The 21,867-nt window shown below is 72.4% G+C and carries 21 protein-coding genes; 3 read left to right on the top strand and 18 right to left on the bottom strand.

Going from position 1 to position 21,867, the window contains the following annotated elements:
- Positions 1–239: 239 nt before the first annotated feature.
- Positions 240–854 carry a 30S ribosomal protein S4 gene (rpsD, locus tag L1885_RS07535; RefSeq protein ID WP_235796208.1) on the bottom strand — a complete coding sequence of 205 codons (615 nt, stop codon included), beginning with the start codon at positions 852–854 and terminating at the stop codon, positions 240–242.
- A gap of 217 nt (positions 855–1,071) precedes the next feature.
- On the opposite strand from rpsD, the gene L1885_RS07530 reads away from it, so the two are divergent.
- On the top strand, positions 1,072–1,764 hold the full coding sequence (locus L1885_RS07530; RefSeq protein WP_235796212.1) for a DUF2470 domain-containing protein: 693 nt from the start codon (positions 1,072–1,074) through the stop codon (positions 1,762–1,764).
- A gap of 62 nt (positions 1,765–1,826) precedes the next feature.
- Here the strand turns inward: L1885_RS07530 and L1885_RS07525 are convergent, their stop codons facing one another.
- From L1885_RS07525 to L1885_RS07510, 4 genes are all read right to left on the bottom strand, one after another.
- Positions 1,827–3,176, bottom strand: a complete 1,350-nt coding sequence (locus tag L1885_RS07525; RefSeq protein WP_235796207.1) for a replication-associated recombination protein A — start codon at positions 3,174–3,176, stop codon at positions 1,827–1,829.
- Positions 3,177–3,323: 147 nt separating this feature from the next.
- The gene (locus L1885_RS07520; RefSeq protein ID WP_235796206.1) at positions 3,324–3,959 is read right to left on the bottom strand and encodes a vitamin K epoxide reductase family protein; all 636 of its coding nucleotides are present in this window, start codon (positions 3,957–3,959) and stop codon (positions 3,324–3,326) included.
- Positions 3,960–4,079: 120 nt separating this feature from the next.
- A complete protein-coding gene (hisS, locus tag L1885_RS07515) occupies positions 4,080–5,348 on the bottom strand; it encodes a histidine--tRNA ligase (protein ID WP_235796211.1) in 1,269 nt (422 codons plus the stop codon).
- 14 nt (positions 5,349–5,362) lie between these two features.
- Positions 5,363–6,088, bottom strand: coding sequence for an MBL fold metallo-hydrolase (locus L1885_RS07510; protein ID WP_235796205.1), 726 nt, complete (start codon positions 6,086–6,088; stop codon positions 5,363–5,365).
- Between the two features lie 186 nt (positions 6,089–6,274).
- On the opposite strand from L1885_RS07510, the gene L1885_RS07505 reads away from it, so the two are divergent.
- Positions 6,275–7,084: a peptidylprolyl isomerase gene (locus tag L1885_RS07505; RefSeq protein ID WP_235796204.1), complete on the top strand. Its 810-nt coding sequence runs from the start codon at positions 6,275–6,277 to the stop codon at positions 7,082–7,084.
- Positions 7,085–7,244: 160 nt separating this feature from the next.
- Positions 7,245–8,474, top strand: a complete 1,230-nt coding sequence (locus tag L1885_RS07500; protein WP_235796203.1) for a DUF349 domain-containing protein — start codon at positions 7,245–7,247, stop codon at positions 8,472–8,474.
- 105 nt (positions 8,475–8,579) lie between these two features.
- Here the strand turns inward: L1885_RS07500 and L1885_RS07495 are convergent, their stop codons facing one another.
- The 13 genes from L1885_RS07495 to L1885_RS07435 all read right to left on the bottom strand — a co-directional run.
- Entirely contained in the window at positions 8,580–8,921 is a 342-nt protein-coding gene (locus L1885_RS07495) for a DUF5713 family protein (RefSeq protein WP_235796202.1), read from the bottom strand.
- 263 nt (positions 8,922–9,184) lie between these two features.
- A complete protein-coding gene (locus L1885_RS07490; RefSeq protein WP_235796201.1) occupies positions 9,185–11,710 on the bottom strand; it encodes a RelA/SpoT family protein in 2,526 nt (841 codons plus the stop codon).
- Positions 11,711–11,906: 196 nt separating this feature from the next.
- The gene (locus L1885_RS07485) at positions 11,907–12,452 is read right to left on the bottom strand and encodes an adenine phosphoribosyltransferase (RefSeq protein WP_235796200.1); all 546 of its coding nucleotides are present in this window, start codon (positions 12,450–12,452) and stop codon (positions 11,907–11,909) included.
- On the bottom strand, positions 12,449–13,558 hold the full coding sequence (secF, locus tag L1885_RS07480; RefSeq protein ID WP_235796199.1) for a protein translocase subunit SecF: 1,110 nt from the start codon (positions 13,556–13,558) through the stop codon (positions 12,449–12,451). The genes L1885_RS07485 and secF overlap by 4 nt, the downstream gene beginning before the upstream one ends.
- Before the next feature lies 1 nt (position 13,559).
- Complete coding sequence (secD, locus tag L1885_RS07475) at positions 13,560–15,368, bottom strand: protein translocase subunit SecD (protein WP_235796198.1); 1,809 nt, start codon at positions 15,366–15,368, stop codon at positions 13,560–13,562.
- Between the two features lie 157 nt (positions 15,369–15,525).
- Entirely contained in the window at positions 15,526–16,068 is a 543-nt protein-coding gene (gene yajC, locus L1885_RS07470; RefSeq protein WP_235796197.1) for a preprotein translocase subunit YajC, read from the bottom strand.
- 163 nt (positions 16,069–16,231) lie between these two features.
- Positions 16,232–17,326, bottom strand: a complete 1,095-nt coding sequence (ruvB, locus tag L1885_RS07465) for a Holliday junction branch migration DNA helicase RuvB (RefSeq protein WP_235796196.1) — start codon at positions 17,324–17,326, stop codon at positions 16,232–16,234.
- A 60-nt stretch (positions 17,327–17,386) separates the two neighbouring features.
- Positions 17,387–18,013 carry a Holliday junction branch migration protein RuvA gene (gene ruvA / locus L1885_RS07460; RefSeq protein WP_235796195.1) on the bottom strand — a complete coding sequence of 209 codons (627 nt, stop codon included), beginning with the start codon at positions 18,011–18,013 and terminating at the stop codon, positions 17,387–17,389.
- Positions 18,010–18,582: a crossover junction endodeoxyribonuclease RuvC gene (ruvC, locus tag L1885_RS07455; protein WP_235796210.1), complete on the bottom strand. Its 573-nt coding sequence runs from the start codon at positions 18,580–18,582 to the stop codon at positions 18,010–18,012. Before ruvC ends, ruvA begins: the two co-directional genes overlap by 4 nt.
- A gap of 126 nt (positions 18,583–18,708) precedes the next feature.
- Complete coding sequence (locus L1885_RS07450) at positions 18,709–19,461, bottom strand: YebC/PmpR family DNA-binding transcriptional regulator (RefSeq protein WP_235796194.1); 753 nt, start codon at positions 19,459–19,461, stop codon at positions 18,709–18,711.
- Between the two features lie 62 nt (positions 19,462–19,523).
- Positions 19,524–20,120, bottom strand: coding sequence for a pyridoxal 5'-phosphate synthase glutaminase subunit PdxT (gene pdxT, locus L1885_RS07445; protein WP_235796193.1), 597 nt, complete (start codon positions 20,118–20,120; stop codon positions 19,524–19,526).
- Complete coding sequence (gene pdxS / locus L1885_RS07440; RefSeq protein WP_308117287.1) at positions 20,110–20,970, bottom strand: pyridoxal 5'-phosphate synthase lyase subunit PdxS; 861 nt, start codon at positions 20,968–20,970, stop codon at positions 20,110–20,112. The genes pdxT and pdxS overlap by 11 nt, the downstream gene beginning before the upstream one ends.
- Before the next feature lie 306 nt (positions 20,971–21,276).
- Positions 21,277–21,867 (bottom strand): helix-turn-helix transcriptional regulator (locus L1885_RS07435; RefSeq protein WP_235796192.1); only part of this gene is annotated, 591 nt, incomplete at its 5' end.

Genomic DNA, 21,867 nt, shown 5'->3' with positions numbered 1-21,867 from the left:
CGGCCGGCGCGGCGGCGCCGCGCGCGGAGCCCGCCGCGGCGCGGGAGCGCTGAGGAGCGGGGCGGCGTCCGGGGCCTCGGCGGCGCGGGCCCCGGCCGGGCCGGGGCGCCGGGCACGGCGAAGGCCCTGGACACCTGGACCGGGCCCCGGTCCCGGGCACGGCGAAGGCCCGCCGGCCCCGCCGCGAGGGCGGGGACGGACGGGCCTGGGGCGCGCGGAACGCGAGTGCTGCGTCCGGATCAGCGGGCGTAGTACTCGACGACGAGCTGCTCGTCGCAGATGACCGGGACTTCCTTGCGCTGCGGGTCGCGGTCCAGGCGGAACGCCAGGGCCTTCAGGTTGACCTGCAGGTAGCGCGGGGTCTCGCCGTCGGTGTCGTTGCCACCCTCGCGGGCCACCTGGAAGGGGACCTTCGTGCGGCTGCGCTCGCGGACCATCACGACGTCGTCGGGACGGACACGGAACGACGGCTTGTCGACCTTCTGGCCGTTGACCTCGATGTGGCCGTGCACGACCATCTGACGGGCCTGGTAGATCGTGCGGGCGATGCCGGAGCGCAGGATCAGCGCGTCCAGGCGGCGCTCGAGCTCGATGACCAGGGCCTCGCCGGTCTTGCCCTCGGCCTTGCGGGCGCGGTCGTAGGCGCGGACCATCTGGCGCTCGCTGATGTCGTACTGCGCGCGCAGGCGCTGCTTCTCCAGCAGACGGACCTTGTAGTCACTGTTCTGCTTGCGGCCGCGGCCGTGCTCGCCCGGCGGGTAGGGACGGGCCTCGAAGTACTTGACGGCCTTCGGCGTCAGCGCGATACCGAGCGCACGCGACTTCTTGACCTTGGGACGCGACTGGTTAGGCACGTTCTCCAGACCTCCGTGTAGGTTAGGTTAGGCTCACCTTACTTAAGGAGATCGCATGTCTCGCCCTGGGAACACCACGCGCATCACAGACGGCCCCGACAAGAGGCGGGGCACCGAATCGACGGAGGTCCGATCAGCTCATGGTCAGCCGCGTCCCTGCCCCGAGCGTGAGCTGAAAGACACACACGACCAGGGCAACGGGCTGGAGATCGCCCGGATGCCGTCAGCAGCCGAGCGCACACGAACTCTCGTACAGAGTACATGCTCGTCGGTGCTGCTCATTCCAGGTCTCGAACAGGCCCCGCCCTACACCCTGGAGCCCGACGGGCGGACGGTCGGACGCGACGGCGAGGTGCTGCTCGCCTTCCCCGAGCACTCCCCCGCCGCGCGGGCCGCCGCCCACGCCCAGGACGACGAACTGCACGCGGTGCTCGAGGTCACGGACGTGGCCCCCGTGGCCGTGCCGCACCGGGTCCGCGGCCGCGCCTGGGTCTCCGGATGGCTGACCCGCGTGCCCGGCGCCGCGGCCCCCGGCACGGCGGTGCTGCGGCTGGAGACGGGCGAGGTGTCCGTGGACGACCTGTGGGGTGCCGGACTCGTCGATCCCGAGGACTTCACCGCCGCCCGCCCCGATCCGCTGTCCCCCCACGAGGCCGAACTCCTCCAGCACCTCGCCGCGGCACACGGCTCGGAGGTCCAGCGGCTGCGCGGCCTGCTCGGCGAGCGGACGGGCGCGCGCTCGGCCGCGGGCGCCGTCGCCGTGCCCCTGGCACTCGACCGGTTCGGGCTGCGGGTGCGCTTCGTCGGGGTGCGGACCTTCGACGCCCGCTTCGACTTCCCCGAGCCCGTCGCGGACGTCTCCGGACTGCGCCGGGCCATGCACACGCTCTTCGAGGCGGCGGCGGGCTGACGGCACCCGCGCGGCCGGTGCCGCGGCCGGGCCGCCGCCGCGGGGGGCGACCGCGCCCCGCGTCAGGACTCGCCGCGCAGCCGCTCGCGCACCTTCTCCACCACGTCCGCGTAGCGCGCCTCGGCGCCGTACCGCGTCGGGGTGTAGTACCTGCGGTCCTTCACCGCGTCCGGCAGGTACTGCTGGGCCGCGATCGCGCCCGGCACGTCGTGCGGATACACGTAGCCCTGCGCGTGGCCGAGCTTGGCCGCGCCCTTGTAGTGGCCGTCGCGCAGGTGTGCGGGCACCTGGCCCGGGGCGCCCTTCTTCACGTCCTCCAGGGCAGCCCCGATCGCGAGCGTCGCCGCGTTCGACTTCGGGGCGAGCGCCAGCGCGATCGTCGCGTGGCTCAGCGTCAGCGCCGCCTCCGGAAAACCGATCATGGCCACGGCCTGCGCGGCCGCGACCGCGAGCGGGAGCGCCGCCGGGTCGGCGAGACCGATGTCCTCGCTCGCCGAGATCATCAGCCGGCGGGCGATGAACCGGGGGTCCTCGCCCGCGTCGATCATCCGGGCCAGGTAGTGCAGGGCCGCGTCCACGTCCGAGCCGCGGATCGACTTGATCAGCGCGCTCGCCACGTCGTAGTGCTGGTCGCCGTCGCGGTCGTAGGCCACCGCCGCGCGGTCGACGGTCTCCTCCAGCGTCGACAGCGAGATCTCGGCCTCGCCCTTGTCGATCGCGGCGCCCGCGGACGCCTCCAGCGCGGTCAGCGCCCGCCGCGCGTCCCCGCCGGCGATGCGCAGCAGGTGCGCCTCGGTGTCCTCGGGCAGCCCCACCGCGCCGCCCAGCCCGCGCTCCTCGGTCAGGGCCCGGCGCAGCAGGCCCCGCAGGTCGTCGTCGGTGAGGGGTTCCAGGGTCAGCAGCAGCGACCGGGACAGCAGCGGGGAGATGACCGAGAAGTACGGGTTCTCGGTGGTGGCGGCGATCAGGGTCACCCAGCGGTTCTCCACGGCCGGCAGCAGCGAGTCCTGCTGGGCCTTGCTGAAGCGGTGGATCTCGTCGAGGAACAGGACGGTGTCCTTGCCGTACCCGCCGGAGGCGCGGCGGGCGCCGTCGATGACGGTCCTGACCTCCTTGACGCCCGCCGTGATGGCGGACAGTTCCACGAAGCGCTTGTCCGTGGCCTTGGAGACGACGTACGCCAGGGTGGTCTTGCCCGTGCCCGGCGGGCCCCACAGGATCACCGAGGAGGCGCCGGCGGGGCCGCTGCCCTCGCCGACCAGGCGGCGCAGCGGCGAGCCCGGGCGCAGGAGGTGCTGCTGGCCGACCACCTCGTCCAGGGTGCGCGGACGCATCCGGACCGCCAGCGGACTGCTGGTGGGATCTTTCTCCTGGCGGTCTTCCGCCGCTGCGGTAAAGAGGTCGGGCTCCACACCTGGAAGCCTAAGGCAGCCCACCGACAACACCGCCGGTGCGGCGGGCGGGACGGGCAGCAGGGCCGGACCGGGGAGCCCGCCGGCGCGGTGGGCGCGGGCGGGCGCCGTCGCCGCCGCCGGCCGTCCGGGTCCGGTCCGGGCCGGTCAGCTGGTCCAGAAGCTCCACCAGTTCGTGAGGATCAGCAGGCCGATGATGGCGATGTGCAGCACCGGCAGGATCCAGGTGAAGTCCGTGAAGAACGAGCGCAGCCAGCGCGGCGCGGGGATCACACCGTTGCGCACGTTGTGCGACAGGGTGTACCAGAACATCAGGATCGTGGCGACCCACGCGAGCGAGCACCACAGGCACAGCGCGTGGATGCGGTACAGCGACTGGAACTGCAGCCAGGTCACGAAGCCGACGCCGAACAGCGTGCCGGCCTGCAGGCCCAGCCAGTACCACCGCTGGTGCTTGGCTCCCGCCAGGATCGCGAGGCCTATGCCGATCACGACGGGGTAGGTCGCGAGGCCCAGCATCGGGTTGGAGAAGCCGAAGACGTGGGCCTGGTCGCTCTTCATCACGCTGCCGCAGGACACGACCGGGTTGAGGCTGCAGCCGGGCACGAAGTTCGGGTTCTTCAGGAGCTTGAACTCGTCCAGGGTGATCACCCAGGCGGCGAGGAGTCCCGCCGCCCCGGTGAGCGCGAGAAGCACCCCGAAGGCACGGCTGCCGGCGATCGGCGCGCCGCCGAGCCGTTTCGTCTCCCCGCGTGAGGAGACGTTGTCCAGCGTGGTCGTCATATCCCTGTCCGGTCGCTAGGAAGGCGTTGTGGGCAGGGCCATTGTGCCGCACCGGGGCAGGCCGGCACCGTTCGAAGGGGATAAGGGCCGGCTGTGGGAACCGGCCCCGTCCCCCCGTCGTCAGTGCCGGCCGAGCAGCGCGCGGAGCTTGCCGACGACGGCGTCGAGGGCCACGGCCTCCTGCTCGCCCGTCTCCATGTCCTTGAGCTGGGCGACGCCCTCGGCGAGGTCCCGCTCCCCGACGACGAGCGTGTAGCGCGCCCCGGAGCGGTCCGCGCTGCGCATCGCGCCCTTGATGCCCTTGCGGCCGTAGCTGAAGTCGGCGGCGACGCCCGCCCGGCGCAGCTCGGTGACCACCGAGAACAGGGCCTTGCGGGCCTCGTCCCCGAGCGGCACCGCGAACACACTGGTGGCGGCCGGCAGCTCCAGCGTGATGCCCTCGGCCTCCAGCGCAAGCACCGTGCGGTCCACGCCGAGCGCCCAGCCGACGGACGGCAGCGCGGGGCCGCCGATCATCTCGGAGAGCCCGTCGTAGCGCCCGCCACCGCCGACGGCGGACTGGGAGCCGAGCCCGTCGTGGACGAACTCGAACGTGGTGCGGGTGTAGTAGTCGAGCCCGCGCACCAGCCGGGGGTCGTCCTGGAATGCGACGCCCTGCGCGGTCAGCAGGGCGCGGACCTCGTCGTGGTAGGCGCGGCACGCGTCGCACAGGTAGTCGCGCAGCAGCGGGGCGCCCGTCAGCTGCTGCTGCACCTCGCGGCGCTTGTCGTCGAGCACCCGCAGGGGGTTGATCTCGATGCGGCGGCGGGTGTCCTCGTCGAGGTCGAGGCCGCGCAGGAAGTCCTGGAGCGCCTCGCGGTAGACGGGGCGGCACTCGCGGTCGCCGAGCGAGTTCAGCAGGATGCGGAAGCCGCGCAGGCCGAGCGAGCGGTAGGCCTGGTCGGCCAGCACGATCAGCTCGGCGTCGAGCGCGGGGTCCTCGGCGCCGATCGCCTCGGCGCCGACCTGGGAGAAGTGGCGGTAGCGGCCCTTCTGCGGGCGCTCGTAGCGGTAGTACGAGCCGGAGTACCAGAGCTTCACCGGCAGGTTGCCGGCCTTGTGGAGGTTGGCCTCCAACGCGGCGCGCAGCACGGACGCGGTGCCCTCGGGGCGCAGCGCGAGCCGGTCGCCGCCCTTCGTCTCGAAGGCGTACATCTCCTTGGTGACGATGTCCGTGGACTCGCCGACGCCGCGCGCGAAGAGTTCGACGTTCTCGAAGCCGGGCGTCTCCACGTAGCCGTAGCCGGAGCGCCGGAGCGGTCCGGCGAGGGCCTCGCGCACCGCCAGGTAGGTGGCGGAGGCGGGCGGGAGGAGGTCGTAGGTGCCCTTGGGGGCCTGGAAGGTGCTCATGGAGATCGCTGCGTTCACATTCCTCGTCGCGGTGGCGCGTCCGTACCGGTCCCGTCCGCGCGGGCGTCGGCCGCCTGGCGGAGGTAGGGGTTGGTGGCGCGCTCCTGGCCGATGGTCGTCTGGGGGCCGTGGCCCGAGAGCACCACGGTCGAGTCGTCGAGCGGCAGGCACACACGGCCCAGCGAGTCGAGCAGCTCGGCGGTGTCCCCGCCCGGCAGATCGGTGCGTCCGACGGAGCCGGCGAACAGCAGGTCGCCGGAGAAGAGGACCGGCGGGATGCCGACGTCGCCCGCCTCCGGCAGCCCGAAGGTCACCGACCCCTTCGTATGGCCGGGTGCGTGCGCGACGCCCCACTCCAGCCCCGCCAGCGACAGCGTCGCGCCGTCGGCGAGCTCCCGGAGGTCGTCCGGTTCGCCGACGGTCAGCTCGCCCATCAGCTGCGCGCCGATGGAGCGGCCGAGCGCCTTCTCGGGGTCGCTCATCATGTACCGGTCCGAGGGATGGATCCAGGCGGGCACGCCCTGGGCGCCGCACACCGGCACGACCGACGCGACGTGGTCGATGTGGCCGTGGGTGAGGATGACGGCCACGGGCTTGAGCCGGTGCTTCGCCACCGTCTCGGCGACGCCGTCGGCGGCCTGGTGGCCGGGGTCGATGATCACGCACTCCTCGCCCGCGGCGGGGGCGACCAGGTAGCAGTTGGTCCCCCAGGCCCCGGCGGGGAACCCGGCAATGAGCACGTTCGTCCTTCATGTCGGTCGGCGTGTACGCGCCCCGCTGCTGCGGCAGGTCACGGGCGGACGTCGCGGCAGATCACAGGCAGTGCACAGAGCGTACCGGGACCGCGATTTCCACAGCGAACCCATATAGCGTACGGGGTCAGTCGTGCCGGACGGACACGGACCGAGACATAGGGAGCAGACCCGGTGGCCAACAACGACCAGCGACGGCGGCAGCTTGCCAGGGAGAAGTTCGAGCGGCAGCAGCGGCGGAGGGTGGAGGCGCGCAGGCGCTCCAGGCGCCGCAACGCCATCATCGCCTCCGTGGTGGGCGCCGTCGTGGTGATCGGCGGCGGCAGCACAGCGTTCGCGGTCATGGGCGGCGGCAGCGACGGGAAGAAGGCCGACAGCGCCGCCTCCCCCGCCGCCGCCCCGTCGCCCTCGGCGTCCCCCTCCGGCCCGCCCGAGCCGAAGATGACGATCGACAAGACGGCGAAGTACACGATGGACCTCAAGACCAACCGGGGCTCCGTCGCCATCTCCATGGACGCGGCGAAGACCCCGCACACGGTCAACTCGTTCAAGTCCCTGGCGGACAAGAAGTTCTTCGACAACACCAAGTGCCACCGGCTCACCACGGCGGGCATCTTCGTCCTGCAGTGCGGCGACCCCAAGGGCGACGGCACGGGCGGCCCGGGCTACACGATCCCGGACGAGAACCTGACCGCGCTCGGCAAGCCGGGCGCCGACGGTTCGGTCACGTACAAGGCCGGCACGGTCGCGATGGCGAACACCGGCCAGCCGCACACCGGCGGCAGCCAGTTCTTCCTGGTCTACAAGGACTCGAAGCTCCCGCCGCAGTACACGCCGTTCGGCACCATGGACAGTGCGGGGCTGAAGGCCGTGAAGACCGTGGCGGCCGCGGGCGTCGCCGGCAGCACCAAGAAGACGCCGGTGAACGACGGTGCGCCCAAGGACGCGGTGACTGTCCAGAAGGCCACGGTCGACAAGCAGTGACCTGCTGTACCGGGCACCGAATTTCGGCCGCCCGGAGTGCGGACAGCCGGGTGGCCGTTCGCCTATGTTGGCGTTATGCAGGGCGGGCGCTGCCCGCCCCGGGAACCGTGGACGATGCCGGGGGGCGCGAGCCCTGCGGGCATCAGCTGGAGGAGGCGCTGTGAGCAGCGACCCGTGGGGCCGTGTCGACGAGACGGGCACCGTGTACGTGCGTACGGCCGAGGGGGAAGTGGTCGTCGGGTCCTGGCAGGCGGGATCGCCCGACGAGGCGCTTGCCTACTTCGAGCGCAAGTACGAGGGCCTGGTCGTCGAGATCGGCCTGCTCGAACGCCGGGTGCGGACGACCGACCTGTCCGCGAAGGACGCGACGGCCGCCATCGACCACCTGCGCGGCCAGGTGGACGAGCACCACGCGGTGGGCGACCTCGACGCGCTCAGGAAGCGGCTCGACGCGCTGCGGGGCACGGTCGACGCGCGCCGCGAGGAGCGCAAGGCACACCGCGCCAAGCAGACGGACGAGGCGCGGCACTCCAAGGAGGCGCTCGTCGCCGAGGCCGAGGAGCTGGCGCAGAGCGAGCAGTGGCGCTCGGCCGGGGAGCGGCTGCGGGCCCTCGTCGACACGTGGAAGGGCCTGCCCCGGCTCGACCGCAAGTCCGACGACGAGCTGTGGCACCGCTTCTCGCACGCGCGCTCCGCCTTCTCCAAGCGCCGCAAGGCGCACTTCGCGTCGCTCGACGCGCAGCGCGAGGAGGCCCGCAAGGCGAAGGAGCAGCTGGTCACGGAGGCCGAGTCGCTGTCCGGGTCGACGGACTGGGGCGGCACCTCCGCCCGCTACCGCGAGCTCATGGCGTCGTGGAAGGCCGCGGGCCGTGCGCAGCGCGAGGCGGAGGACGACCTGTGGAACCGCTTCCGCGGCGCCCAGGACGTCTTCTTCGCCGCGCGGGGCGAGGCGTTCGCCGAACGGGACGCCGAGCAGACGGACAACCTGAAGCTCAAGGAGGAGCTGGCGACCGAGGCCGAGCGCCTCGTGCCGGTGCAGGACCTCAAGGCGGCCAGGGCGGCGTTCCGCGGGATCAACGAGCGCTGGGAGGCCATCGGCCACGTGCCGAGGGACGCACGTCCCAAGGTCGAGGGCCGGATGCAGGCCGTCGAGCGCGCGCTGCAGGAGTCCGAGGAGACGGAGTGGCGCCGGACGAACCCGGAGGCGCGGGCCCGCGCCGCGGGCCTGACCGGCCAGCTCCAGGCCGCCGTGGACAAGCTGCGCGGGCAGATCGAGGCCGCGCGGGCGGCGGGCAACACCGCTCGCGCGGACAAGCTGACCCAGGAGCTGGAGGGCCGGCAGGCGCTGCTGGACCAGGCGCTCAAGGGTCTGCAGGAGTTCGGCGGCTGACTCCGCCCGATCGCGGCAGTCACTGACGCGGGGCCGGACGGTGTGGAGACACCGCCCGGCCCCGCGCGCGTGCGCGGGGCACCGCGGCCGCCGGCCCGGCCGCCCTCACCACTCCCGGGGGGCGATCAGCTTCTCGACGTCCGCGTCCGTGAACCCGTAGGCCGACGCGACGAACCAGAAGTCCCCCGCGATCTCCTCCCGCGCCACCGTCTCGATCTCGCTCCCGGCCGCCTCGAACACCGCCTCCAGGCGGTTGAACTCCTCCGTCGCGGCGTGGGTCAGCTCGTACAGGGCCGCCAGGTCCGAGGGCTCCTCGGCCTCGATGCGCCCGCACAGCCGCAGCAGGACCGCCCGGCCCCGGTCGACGACGTCGTCGGGATAGTGGCCGTCCGCGTACAGCCGCCGCAGAAAGGTGTGGTTGACCACCTGCTGGTTCGTGATCCGCATGCCCGCCCCGATCCCCTGGAAGAAGTGTTGGGCCGATCATGCACGACGCCACTGACAACGGCCGCGCGGGGCAGGGCCCCGCGGCCGCCGGCACCGCTGTGCCCTCCACGCTGCCGACGCCGCCGGCGCGCCGCCCGCACCGCTGGCGACAACACAGCGCCGCCTGCGGCTCCCGCGTCGGTGGTCCCACCGGCGCGCCGGAGGGGCAACCGCGGGTTCCCCGCCGGTGACCGCGGGACTCGAGGCCTCAGGGACTCAAGGGCTCAGGGCCTGCGGGCGGAGGTCACGCGGTAGACGTCGTAGACGCCCTCCACGCCCCGCACGGCCTTCAGCACGTGGCCGAGGTGCTTCGGGTCGCCCATCTCGAAGGTGAAGCGGGAGGTGGCGACCCGGTCGCGGGACGTCTGGACCGCCGCCGACAGGATGTTCACGTGCTGGTCCGACAGCACGCGGGTGACGTCCGAGAGCAGCCGGGAGCGGTCGAGTGCCTCGACCTGGATCGCGACGAGGAACACCGACGACTGGGTGGGGGCCCATTCGACGTCGAGGATGCGTTCGGGCTGCTGCGAGAGCGAGTCCACGTTGACGCAGTCCGCGCGGTGCACGGAGACGCCGCTGCCGCGCGTGACGAAGCCGATGATGGGGTCGCCCGGCACCGGGGTGCAGCACCGCGCGAGCTTCACCCAGACGTCGTCGACACCCTTGACGACCACGCCCGGGTCCGCGTTGGACCTGCGCTTGGTCCGGCTGCGGGCCGGCGGCGTGGTCTCCTCGAGGTCCTCGGTGGCCGCCTCCTCGCCGCCGAGCGCCTGGACGAGCTTCTGCACGACGCCCTGCGCCGCGACATGTCCCTCGCCGATCGCCGCGTACAGCGACGAGATGTCGGGGTAGCGCATCTCGTGCGCGAGGGTCACGAGCGAGTCGCCGGTCAGTATCCGCTGGATCGGCAGGTTCTGCTTGCGCATGGCCCGCGCGATGGCGTCCTTGCCCTGCTCGATGGCCTCCTCGCGGCGCTCCTTGGAGAACCAGCCGCGGATCTTGTTGCGGGCCCGGGGCGACTTGACGAAGCCGAGCCAGTCGCGGGAGGGGCCCGCGCCCGACGCCTTGGACGTGAAGACCTCGACGAGGTCGCCGTTGTCGAGTGTCGACTCCAGCGGCACGAGCCGGCCGTTGACGCGGGCGCCGATGGTGCGGTGCCCGACCTCGGTGTGCACCGCGTACGCGAAGTCGACGGGGGTGGCGCCGGCCGGCAGCGCTATCACGTCGCCCTTGGGCGTGAAGACGAAGACCTCGTTGCGGGAGAGGTCGAAGCGCAGGGACTCCAGGAACTCGCTGGGGTCCTCCGTCTCCTTCTGCCAGTCCAGCAGCTGGCGCAGCCACGCCATGTCGTTGACGGTGTCGTCGGCCCGGCCGCCCTTGCCGGAGGTCTTCGGCACGTCCGTGCGCACCTTGGAGGCGCCGGCGACCGCGTCCTGCTTGTACTTCCAGTGGGCCGCGATGCCGTACTCGGCCCGCCGGTGCATGTCGAACGTGCGGATCTGCAGCTCGACGGGCTTGCCGCTGGGCCCGATGACCGTCGTGTGCAGCGACTGGTACATGTTGAACTTCGGCATCGCGACGTAGTCCTTGAACCGCCCGGGCACCGGGTTCCACCGGGCGTGGACGGTGCCGAGCGCCGCGTAGCAGTCGCGGACGGTGTCGACGAGGACGCGGATGCCGACCAGGTCGTAGATCTCCGCGAAGTCCCGGCCGCGGACGATCATCTTCTGGTAGACGCTGTAGTAGTGCTTCGGGCGCCCGGTGACCGTGGCCTTGATGCGGGCGGCCCGCAGGTCGGCCTGCACCTCGTCGGTCACTATGGCCAGGTACTCGTCGCGCTTGGGCGCGCGCTCGGCGACGAGGCGGACGATCTCGTCGTACATCTTCGGGTAGAGGATCGCGAACGCGAGGTCCTCCAGCTCCCACTTGATGGTGTTCATGCCGAGCCGGTGGGCCAGCGGCGCGTAGATCTCCAGCGTCTCGCGGGCCTTCTTCTCCTGCTTGTCCCGCTTGAGGAAGCGCATCGTGCGCATGTTGTGCAGCCGGTCGGCGAGCTTGATCACCAGGACCCGGGGGTCCCGGGCCATCGCGACGACCATCTTGCGGACCGTCTCGGCCTGCGCGGCCTCGCCGAACTTGACCTTGTCCAGCTTGGTGACGCCGTCGACGAGGGCCGCGACCTGGTCGCCGAAGTCCTGACGCAGGGTGTCGAGCCCGTACTCGGTGTCCTCGACGGTGTCGTGCAGCAGGCCCGCCATCAAGGTGGCCGGATCCATGCCCAGCTCGGCGAGGATGGTGGTGACGGCGAGCGGGTGGGTGATGTAAGGGTCGCCGCTCTTGCGCTTCTGGCCGCGGTGCCAGCGCTCCGCGACCTGGTAGGCGCGCTCGATCTGCCGCAGCGTCGCCGTCTCGATCTTGGGATCGTTGCCGCGCACGGTGCGCAGCAGCGGCTCCAGCACCGGGTTGTACGGCGAGGAGCGCTGTACGCCCAGACGGGCGAGCCGGGCCCGCACCCGGTTGGAGGAGCCGGAGCGCGTGGGCGCCGCGGCCGCGGGCTTGGGCGCCGTGGGCGGCGTGTGGTTCGGGCGTGCCGGGGGCGCGCTCGGCGCGGTGTCCGCCGGGAGCGCGTCCGAGGCGCCGGCCGGGTCCGCCTGTCCCGCGCGGGCCTGCTGCTTCGTCTCGGGCTCCGCCTGGGCCCGGTCGGCGTGCGGCTCGGGCGTGGCGGCCAGTGGCTTGGCCTCGTCTGGCAAGAGCGCTCCTCGTGCGGATCGGGACCACCCGTTCGGCCCCGGAAAGGTCCATGGTAGCGATCCCGGCCATTTCGCTCGCTCCGGGAACGGCCGGTTCCGGGGGGCCGGGGGCGTCCTGCGCCCCCGGAGGCGGTGGAACGGCGGACGGGCACCCGGTTGTTCCCGGGTGCCCGCCGTCACACGTCCGGGGGACGCGTCAGACCGTGAGAAGGGCCTCCAGCGGGGCGTCCCGCAGGACCTTCTCCAGCCGGGCCCGGCCGTCGAGGAAGCCGAGCTCCATGAGCACGGACACCCCGGCGACGTCCGCGCCGGCCCGGCGGATCAGCTCGACGGCCGCGCCGGCGGTGCCGCCGGTGGCGAGCACGTCGTCGATGACGGCGACCCGGTCGCCCGCCGCGAGGTCCTCGGCGTGGACCTCGATCTCAGCCGTGCCGTACTCCAGGTCGTAGCCCTGGGAGAGGGTCGCGCCGGGGAGCTTGCCGGCCTTGCGGACCGGGACGAAGCCGAGGCCCGCCTCGATCGCCACGGGCGCGGCCAGGATGAAGCCCCGGGCCTCCAGGCCGACGACCTTCGTGGCGCCGACGCGGCGGCACCCCTCGGCCAGTGCCGAGGTCAGCGCCCGGAACGCGGCCGGATCCGCGAGCAGCGGGGTGATGTCCTTGAACATCACGCCGGGCTTCGGGTAGTCGGCGACGTCCCGGATCCGGGAGAGCAGCAGCTCCCTGAGGTCGGCGCCGCTCACCTGCGCCTCCCGGAGGAGCCCGAGCCGGAGGCCCGGCCGCCGCGGGTGCGGCTGCGGGGACCCGCGACCGCGGGGGTGACGCCGGTGTCCGGGGCGAGGCCGGGCCCGTCGTTCTCCTCGCCGCCCTCCGCGGCCTGGGCTTCCTTGGCGCGCTTGGCGAGGACCCGCTTGCGCAGCGCCTTCATCTGCGGCTCGCGCTCCTTGAGCTCGGCGACCAGCGGGGTCGCGATGAAGATCGAGGAGTACGCGCCGGCCGCGAGGCCGACGAACAGCGACAGGGCGATGTCGTTCAGGTCGCCCGCGCCGAGGAAGCCGCCGCCGATGAAGAGCAGGCCCGCGACGGGCAGCAGCGCCACGACGGTCGTGTTGATCGACCGGACGAGAGTGCTGTTGATCGACTGGTTGGCGATCTCGGCGTACGTGTACCGCGTCTGCTTGGTGATGCCCTTCGACTGCTCCTTGAGGCTGTCGAAGACCACGACGGTGTCGTAGAGCGAGTAGCCGAGGATCGTCAGCAGGCCGATCACCGTGCCCGGCGAGACCTGGAAGCCGACCAGGGCGTAGACGCCGACCGTGATGACGATGTCGTGCAGCAGCGCGACGAACGCCGCGACCGCCATGCGCCACTCGAACGCGATCGCCAGGTAGATCACGACGAGGACCAGGAAGATGGCCAGACCCGTCCACGCTTTGTTGGCGATGGTGGAGCCCCAGCTCGGGCCGACCAGGTCGGCCGTGATCGCGTCCTGGTCGACCTTGAGGTCCTTGGCCAGCTCCGCCTTGATCGGGTCGGACTGCTTGGTCGTGATCTCGGCGATCTGGATGCGCAGCGAGCCGTTGCCGAGCTTCTGCACGACGGCCGTCTTGCCGGACGCGCTCTGCGCGTCGTTGACGGCTTCCTCGACCGAGATGCTCGTCTTCGGGGTGGTGAAGACCGCGCCGCCCTTGAAGTCGATGCTCTCGTTGATGCCGCGCACGGCGAGTCCGACGATCGCCGTGATGGCGATCAGCACCGAGATGCTGTACCAGATCTTGCGCTTGCCCACGAAGTCGTAGCCGACCTCGCCACGGTAGAGACGAGCGGTGAATGCACCGATCCGCGACATCTCACGCCTCCTTCGGGTGGTCGGACGAGGAAGCGCCACCGACCCGGCGGGAGCGGCGCAGGGGCGGCTTGGCTCCGAGCCGCTTCGGGTCGAGACCCGACCACGGGTGGCCGTCGGAGAAGAACCTCCGGCGGGCCAGCAGGGTCATCACGGGCTTGGTGAACAGGAACACGACCACCACGTCGAGGACGGTGGTCAGGCCCAGCGTGAACGCGAAGCCCTGGACCTTGCCGACGGTGACCACGAAGAGCACCGCGGCGGCGAGGAAGGAGACGAAGTCGGAGACCAGCACGGTGCGCCGGGCTCGCGGCCAGGCGCGCTCGACGGCGGGCCGCAGCGTGCGGCCCTCTCTGATCTCGTCCCTGATCCGTTCGAAGTACACGATGAACGAGTCGGCGGTGATGCCGATCGCGACGATGGCACCGCAGACGGCCGGCAGGTTCAGCGCGAAGCCGATGCCGGAGCCCAGCAGCGACATCAGGGTGTACGTGAGGATCGCGGACACCACGAGGCTGAGCACCGCGATCGCGGCGAGGCCGCGGTAGTAGGCGATCAGGTAGATCAGCACCAGCGCGAAGCCGACGCCGCCGGCGATGAGGCCGGCCTTGAGCTGCTCGCTGCCGAGCGCCGCGGTGACGGTGGTGACCGTCTCCTCGTGGAAGGAGAGCGGGAGCGCGCCGTAGGACAGCACGTTGCCGAGGTCCTTGGCGGACTGCTGGTCGAAGCTGCCCGAGATCTGGGCGCTGCCGCTCAGCGTCTGGCTGACCGAGGGCGCCGACTCGACGTTGCCGTCGAGGACGATCGCGAACTGGTTCATCGGCGCCTGCTGCTGCGAGAGCTGGCCGGTGATCTTCGAGAACTTCTTGCTGCCGGAGCCGGTGAAGTCGAGGGTGACGATCCACTGGGCGTTCTGGCTGTCGAAGACGCCCTGCGACTTCTTGACGTCGGTGCCCTCGAGGGCGGCCGGGCCGAGGACGTACTTCTCCCACTGCTTGCCGGAGTCCTGGCCGCAGGCGACGATCGAGTCCTTCGGACCCGCGCCCTGGTTGGCCTTGGTGCGCTGCGCCTTGCTGCTGCAGTCGAGGTCCGTGAACTTCTTCTGCAGGGCCGCCGTCGCCGGGTCGGGCGGCGTGGTGGCGTCCGTGGCCGGCGGGGTGGCGGGGGTGCTCGCCTTGCCGGTCGAGCCCGGCGAGGGGTCCTTCTTCAGGGCGCTGGTGACGGCCCGGCCCTGGGTGCTGGAGCTCGTGGTGGCCGACGGCGAGCCCGACGAGGAACCGGTGACCTTGTCCGCGGTCGAGCCGCTCGCGGACGAGGACGGCTTGCCGCTCGGCGTGGAGCCGCCGGAGCCGCTCGGGGTGGTCTTCGGGGAGCCGCTGGTGGACGGCTGGGGCGTCGGGGTGCCGGCCGCCACGGCCTCCACGGGCCGGAAGTACAGCTGGGCGGTCTGGCCGACCTGCCGACGGGCCTGTGCCTCGTTGGTCCCCTTGGGGATGTTCACGACGATGTTGTCGCTGCCCTGCGTCTGGACCTCGGCCTCGGACACACCGAGACCGTTGACACGGCGGTTCATGATGTCGACCGCGGTGTCCATGTTGGTCTTGTTGATCGCGTTGGGCTTGCCCGGCGTGTTCTGCGCCTTCAGCGTGATCGTCGTACCGCCCGCGAGGTCGATGCCCAGGCGCGGTGCGGTGTCTCCCGACCAGAACATGCCGCCCACGAGGGCGGCAATGACGATCAGGAACAGTGAAAGGGTGCGGCCCGGCCTGCCCGGCGACCCCGCAGACCTTCGACCCTTCTTGGGTGCTGCCACCTTCTCGATTCTCCCTGTCCAACCGCCTTCCGTCCGGTGGCGAGCGCCGGAGCCGTGAGCGGCCACGAAGTGTTGTGGGGACCCTGCCCCGCCAAGTTCGTTACGGCCCGTGCACCGCCGACAGCCGTGGTGGGGCGGCCCGCGGTCGCGGAGGTGACTACTTCGTTCCGGTCTCGCCGTCGGTCTTGGCCTCGCCCTTGGCGTCGCGGGCGGAGGCTTCGTCCTTCGGCTCGTCGTCCTTCACGTCCCCGGCGTCGTCCGCGGCGGCCTTGGCGCCGTCCTCGGACGGGGCGTCGGACTTCGTCAGGTCGGCGCCCGGCTTCTTGCCGAGGTCGATCTTCGCGACGTCGCCGTCGGTCAGCGAGGAGGCGTCGTCCGGCACGACCGGGGCGTCAAGGCCGAGGTCGCCCGAGGGCTCCTCGCCGTGCACGATCCGGTTGTACTCCTCGTCGTCGAGGACGGCGCCGATCGCGTTCTTCGCGTAGACCGCGTGCACGCCCGGCGCGACCTCCAGGAGGACCATTTCGTCGTGGACCTCCTTCACGGTGGCGAACATGCCGCCGATGGTGCGCACGCCGACGCCAGGCTGCACGTCGTTGCGCATCGAGGCCGCTGCCGCCTGCTTCTTCTTGGCGGAGCGCGTCATCAGGAACATGGCCCCGATGAGCACGATGAAGGGGAGGAGGGTCACGATACTCACGGGCGGGAACTTCCTTCGCACGACCGCTGTCGACACGGCCTGGTATTCGGGGGTGGGGTCGCCGACCGGAAGGGCGGCATCGGCGGAGTCTAGGCGAGTCCGCGTCGTTGGAACAACGCCCAGCATGGCACCCGGGTTCCTCCCGGGGCGAGTGAGTGTGCGGTCAGGCTCCGAACAGGCCCTGTTGTCCGCTTGCTCCCGGTGCGTGCTGCGGGGCCGTGAGACCCAGGTGGCTCCAGGCGGCGGGAGTGGCGACGCGACCGCGGGGCGTGCGCGCCAGCAGCCCCTCCCGTACGAGGAAGGGCTCCGCGACCTCCTCGACGGTCTCGCGCTCCTCCCCCACCGCCACCGCGAGGGTGGACAGGCCGACGGGGCCGCCCCCGAACAGCTTGAGCAGGGCCTGCAGCACGGCCCGGTCGAGCCGGTCGAGCCCGCGCTCGTCGACCTCGTAGACCCCGAGGGCCGCCGCCGCGACCTCGCGGTCGACCCGGCCGTCCCCCTTGACCTGCGCGTAGTCGCGTACGCGGCGCAGCAGGCGGTTGGCGATGCGGGGCGTGCCGCGGGAGCGGCCGGCGATCTCCGCCGCGCCCGCCGGGTCGATCTCGACGTCGAGCAGGTGCGCGGACCGGTGCAGGACGCGTTCGAGCTCGCCGCTCGCGTAGAACTCCATGTGGCCGGTGAAGCCGAAGCGGTCGCGCAGCGGCGGCGGCAGCAGTCCGGCGCGGGTCGTGGCCCCGACCAGTGTGAAGGGGGGCAGCTCCAGCGGGATGGCGGTGGCGCCGGGGCCCTTGCCGACGATCACGTCGACCCGGAAGTCCTCCATCGCCATGTACAGCATCTCCTCGGCCGGCCGGGACATCCGGTGGATCTCGTCCAGGAACAGCACCTCGCCCTCCTGGAGCGAGGACAGGATCGCGGCGAGGTCGCCCGCGTGCTGGATGGCGGGGCCGGACGTGATGCGGATCGGGGCGCCCATCTCGCCCGCGATGATCATCGCCAGTGTCGTCTTGCCGAGGCCGGGCGCGCCGGACAGCAGGACGTGGTCGGACGTGGCCCCGCGCGCGAGCGCCGCCTTCAGGACGAGGTCGAGCTGCTCGCGCACGCGCTCCTGGCCGACGAACTCGGACAGCGACTTGGGGCGCAGGGCGGCCTCGACCGCCTGGTCCTCGCCGTCGGCCGCGGAGCCGACGAGCCGGTCGGCGGCCTCGCCCGCGGGCGCCGTGGCGTCGGTGTCATCCGGGGGGACGTCCCAGTTCACTGCGTACCCTTCGCTCGTTTCCTCGGTGATCACGCGGGGCGGCCGGGCGGGCCCGCCCGGTCAGCGCGTGCGGTTCAGGCTCTGCAGGGCGGCCCGCAGGAGCTGCGGCACCGGTGGCTGCGTGCCCTCGGCCAGGGCGGCCTCCGCCTGCGGTGTGACCTGCGCCACGGCCTCCTCGGCCTCCCGGCTCTGGTACCCGAGGCCGACGAGCGCCGTGAGCAGCTGCTCGCTCCAGGGGGCCGGGCCGGCGGCGGTGGCGGAACGCGCGGCCGCGCCGGTGCCGAGCGGGGCGCCGAGCCGGTCCTTCAGTTCGAGCAGGAGCTTCTGGGCGCCCTTCTTGCCGATGCCGGGCACGGCGGTGAGGGCCTTCTCGTCGCCCGCGGCGACGGCGGCGCGCAGGGCGTCCGGGCTGTGCACCGCGAGCATGGCCTGCGCGAGCCGGGGGCCCACGCCGCTGGCGGTCTGGAGCAGCTCGAAGACCTGCCGCTCGTCGTCGTCGGCGAAGCCGTAGAGCGTGAGGGAGTCCTCCCGCACGACGAGGGAGGTGGCGAGGCGGGCGTCCTGGTCCAGGCGGAGGCCGGCGAGCGTTGCCGGCGCGCACTGCACGGCCATGCCGACCCCGCCGACCTCGATCACGGCCGTGGTGGGGGCGAGCGCGGCGACCCGGCCGCTGACGAACGCGATCATGGGGTGACCTTCCGGACGGATGTGCTGCCGCCGCCCGGCAGCCGGGCGGGGCGTGCGGCGCGCGCCGCGGCCTCGGCCTGCTGGAGGCGGCTGGTGGCGGGGGCCCGCCAGATGTGGCAGATGGCGAGGGCGAGCGCGTCGGCGGCGTCGGCGGGCTTCGGGGGCGCGGCGAGCCGCAGCAGCCGCGTCACCATCGCGCCGACCTGCGCCTTGTCGGCGCGCCCGCTGCCGGTGACGGCGGCCTTGACCTCGCTGGGGGTGTGCAGGGCGACGGGGATGCCCCGGCGCGACGCGCACAGCAGCGCCACGGCGCTCGCCTGCGCGGTACCCATCACGGTGCGCACGTTGTGCTGGCTGAACACCCGCTCCACCGCGACCCGTTCGGGGCGGTACTCGTCCAACCAGGCCTCGATGCCCTGCTCCACGGCGACGAGGCGCGCGCCGAGCTCCGCGTCCGCGGGAGTGCGGACCACCCCGACGCCGAGCATCGTCAGCGGCCGGCCCGCGACCCCTTCGACCACGCCGACGCCGCAGCGGGTGAGGCCGGGATCGACGCCAAGGACCCGCACCACGTTCCCCCTTCGGTCAACTGTTCCCGCCGATCAGCACCCTAGTGCCCGCCACCGACAAAGCGACGGACCGACGGAGACACGCTCCGTCGGTCCGTCGGCAGGGCCGGTGCCGGCCGGGGCCGGTCAGACGTCGACCTTCTCCATGACCTCGTCGGAGACGTCGAAGTTGGCGAAGACGTTCTGGACGTCGTCGCTGTCCTCGAGCGCGTCGATCAGCCGGAAGATCTTGCGCGCACCCTCCTCGTCCAGCTCGACCTGCATGGTCGGGACGAAGTTGGCGTCGGCCGAGTCGTAGTCGATGCCGGCCTCCTGCAGCGCGGTGCGCACGGCGACGAGGTCGGTGGCCTCGCTGAGCACCTCGAAGGACTCGCCGAGGTCGTTGACCTCCTCGGCGCCCGCGTCGAGCACCGCGCCGAGGACGTCGTCCTCGCCGAGTTCACCCTTGGGGACGACGACGACGCCCTTGCGGTTGAAGAGGTACGACACCGAACCGGGGTCCGCCATCGAGCCGCCGTTGCGCGTCATGGCGACGCGGACGTCGGAGGCCGCGCGGTTGCGGTTGTCGGTGAGGCACTCGATGAGGACGGCCACGCCGTTCGGGCCGTAGCCCTCGTACATGATCGTCTCGTACTCGGCGCCGCCCGCCTCGAGGCCGGCGCCGCGCTTGAGCGCCGAGTCGATGTTCTTGTTGGGGACCGACTGCTTCTTCGCCTTCTGCACGGCGTCGAAGAGCGTCGGGTTGCCCTCGATGTCGGCGCCGCCGGTCCGCGCGGCGACCTCGATGTTCTTGATCAGCTTCGCGAAGAGTTTGCCGCGCTTGGCATCGATCACGGCCTTCTTGTGCTTCGTCGTAGCCCATTTAGAGTGGCCGGACATCTGCCTGTCTCCTTCGCGTAACCGATGCAGCTCTGTTCGCCAGAGATCCTACCGGGATCCGCTCAGCTTACGGATCGCACCATCTCGGCGAACAACCGGTGCATCCTGTGGTCGCCGGTGAGCTCCGGGTGGAACGAGGTCGCCAGCGCGTTGCCCTGCCGTACGGCCACGACGTGGCCGCCGTGCTCGGCGAGCACCTCGGCCTCCGCGCCCACGGACTCCACCCAGGGCGCCCGGATGAACACGCCCTCGACGGGCCCTCCCCCGACGCCCCGGACGTCGACGGCCGCCTCGAAGGACTCGTTCTGCCGCCCGAAGGCGTTGCGCCGCACGATCATGTCGATGCCGCCCACGGTCTCCTGGCCGGAGCGCGGGTCCAGGATCTTCTCCGCGAGCAGGATCATCCCGGCGCAGGTGCCGTACACCGGCAGGCCCGAGCGGACCCGCTCGCGCAGCGGCTCCATGAGGCCGAACAGGACGGCCAGCTTCGACATGGTGGTGGACTCGCCGCCGGGGACGACGAGCCCGTCCACGGCGGCCAGCTCCTCCGGGCGGCGCACGGGCACGCCGGCGGCGCCGGACGCCGCCAGCGCCGCCAGGTGCTCGCGCACGTCGCCCTGGAGGGCGAGCACGCCGATGCGGACGTCCTCACCAGCCACGGTTCTCGAACCGCTCGGCGTCGGGGGCCGCGTCGAGGTTGATGCCGACCATGGCCTCGCCGAGGTTGCGCGACGCGTCGGCGATGATCTTCGGGTCGTCGTAGAAGGTGGTGGCCTTCACGATGGCGGCGGCGCGCTTGGCCGGGTCGCCCGACTTGAAGATGCCGGAGCCGACGAACACGCCCTCGGCGCCGAGCTGCCGCATCAGCGCCGCGTCCGCCGGGGTGGCCACGCCACCCGCCGAGAAGAGCACGACGGGCAGCTTGCCCAGCTCGGCGACCTCGCGCACGATCTCGTACGGCGCGCGCAGCTCCTTGGCGGCGGCGTACAGCTCGTTGCGGTCGGCGCCGCGCAGGCGGGCGATCTCGCCCTTGATCTGGCGCAGGTGGCGGACGGCCTCGACGACGTTGCCGGTGCCGGCCTCGCCCTTGGACCGGATCATGGCCGCGCCCTCGGCGATGCGGCGCAGCGCCTCGCCGAGGTTGGTCGCACCGCAGACGAACGGCGTGGTGAACGCCCACTTGTCCGAGTGGTTGGCCTCGTCGGCCGGGGTCAGCACCTCGGACTCGTCGATGTAGTCGACACCGAGGGACTGCAGGACCTGGGCCTCGACGAAGTGGCCGATGCGGGACTTGGCCATGACCGGGATCGAGACGGCGTCGATGATGCCCTCGATCATGTCGGGGTCGGACATGCGCGCGACGCCGCCGTGCTTGCGGATGTCGGCGGGGACCCGCTCCAGTGCCATGACCGCGACGGCGCCCGCGTCCTCGGCGATCTTCGCCTGCTCGGGCGTGACGACGTCCATGATCACGCCGCCCTTGAGCTGCTCGGCCATGCCGCGCTTCACACGGGCGGTGCCGGTCTCGGGGCTCGCCGAAGAGGAAGCCGGGGCGGCCTGGGGGTCCTGGGAAGCGGCCTGCGGAGCAGTGGACACGGGAGCCTCGCTGGGGGTGAAGGGGTGGGTCGGAACAAGCGGTGGCGAACGGGGCAGGCACCGGATCGCCCAAGGGTCGGGAACCTGCGGTATCGAGGAAACGCCTGGTGGGTGACCGGCGACAAGAGCCAATGCGGGGCCGGTGGACTCCTCGGGGAGCGATCCACGCCACGTTTGGCACCGGCCCGGGGGCTCGTGGCCCGCTGCGGCGGGCGGGCGTCAGCGGTCGGTGCCGGCTGCGCCTTCGGCGAGGCGGCGGGCCAGGGCGCGCACCAGGTCCCGCAGGGCGGCGGGGCGCTCGACGGCGAACGGGCGGTCCAGGGCCGCCAGCACGGCCGGGATCCAGTCGAGCCGCTCGGCGCGGAGGCGGACGAGGACCCAGCCGGACCCGTCGGGCCCGGGGAGCCGGTCCGGGGGGATCTCGGACAGGGCCGCGAGGTCGGCGGGGAAGCGGCCGCGCACGTCGTCGACGGTGCCGCGCACGCGCAGCACCACGTCGTGGGTCCAGGGCGCGCGGGCGAGCGCGTCGAGCACCGTGCCGACGGGGTCGAAGCCCGCCGGCACGGCGAATTTGCCGGGCTCGCCGGCCGCGCCGCCGATCCGGTCGACCCGGAAGACCCGCGTCCCGCCGGCGGCCGGGTCGGCGCCGGTGAGGTACCAGCGGTCGCGGTGCGCCACGAGGCCGTAGGGGTGGACGGTGCGCGTGCTGCGCCGGCCCTCGCGGTCGGTGTACTCGATCCGTACGGGGTGGCGCTCGCGCACCGCGCCCGCGAGGTCGAGCAGCACGCGCGCGTCGGGCGCCGCGGCGGG

It is taken from the genome of Streptomyces fuscigenes, assembly GCF_021556455.1.
Classification (GTDB): Bacteria; Actinomycetota; Actinomycetes; order Streptomycetales; family Streptomycetaceae; genus Streptomyces; species Streptomyces fuscigenes.
This window is presented reverse-complemented; position numbering and strand designations above follow the sequence as displayed.

Coding starts and splice junctions, on each gene's coding strand:
- L1885_RS07530 (WP_235796212.1), top strand. CDS start 1,072: ATGCCGTCAGCAGCCGAGCGCACACGAACTCTCGTACAGAGTACATGC.
- L1885_RS07520 (WP_235796206.1), bottom strand. CDS start 3,959: ATGACGACCACGCTGGACAACGTCTCCTCACGCGGGGAGACGAAACGG.
- hisS (WP_235796211.1), bottom strand. CDS start 5,348: ATGAGCACCTTCCAGGCCCCCAAGGGCACCTACGACCTCCTCCCGCCC.
- L1885_RS07495 (WP_235796202.1), bottom strand. CDS start 8,921: ATGCGGATCACGAACCAGCAGGTGGTCAACCACACCTTTCTGCGGCGG.
- secF (WP_235796199.1), bottom strand. CDS start 13,558: ATGTCGCGGATCGGTGCATTCACCGCTCGTCTCTACCGTGGCGAGGTC.
- ruvA (WP_235796195.1), bottom strand. CDS start 18,013: ATGATCGCGTTCGTCAGCGGCCGGGTCGCCGCGCTCGCCCCCACCACG.
- L1885_RS07450 (WP_235796194.1), bottom strand. CDS start 19,461: ATGTCCGGCCACTCTAAATGGGCTACGACGAAGCACAAGAAGGCCGTG.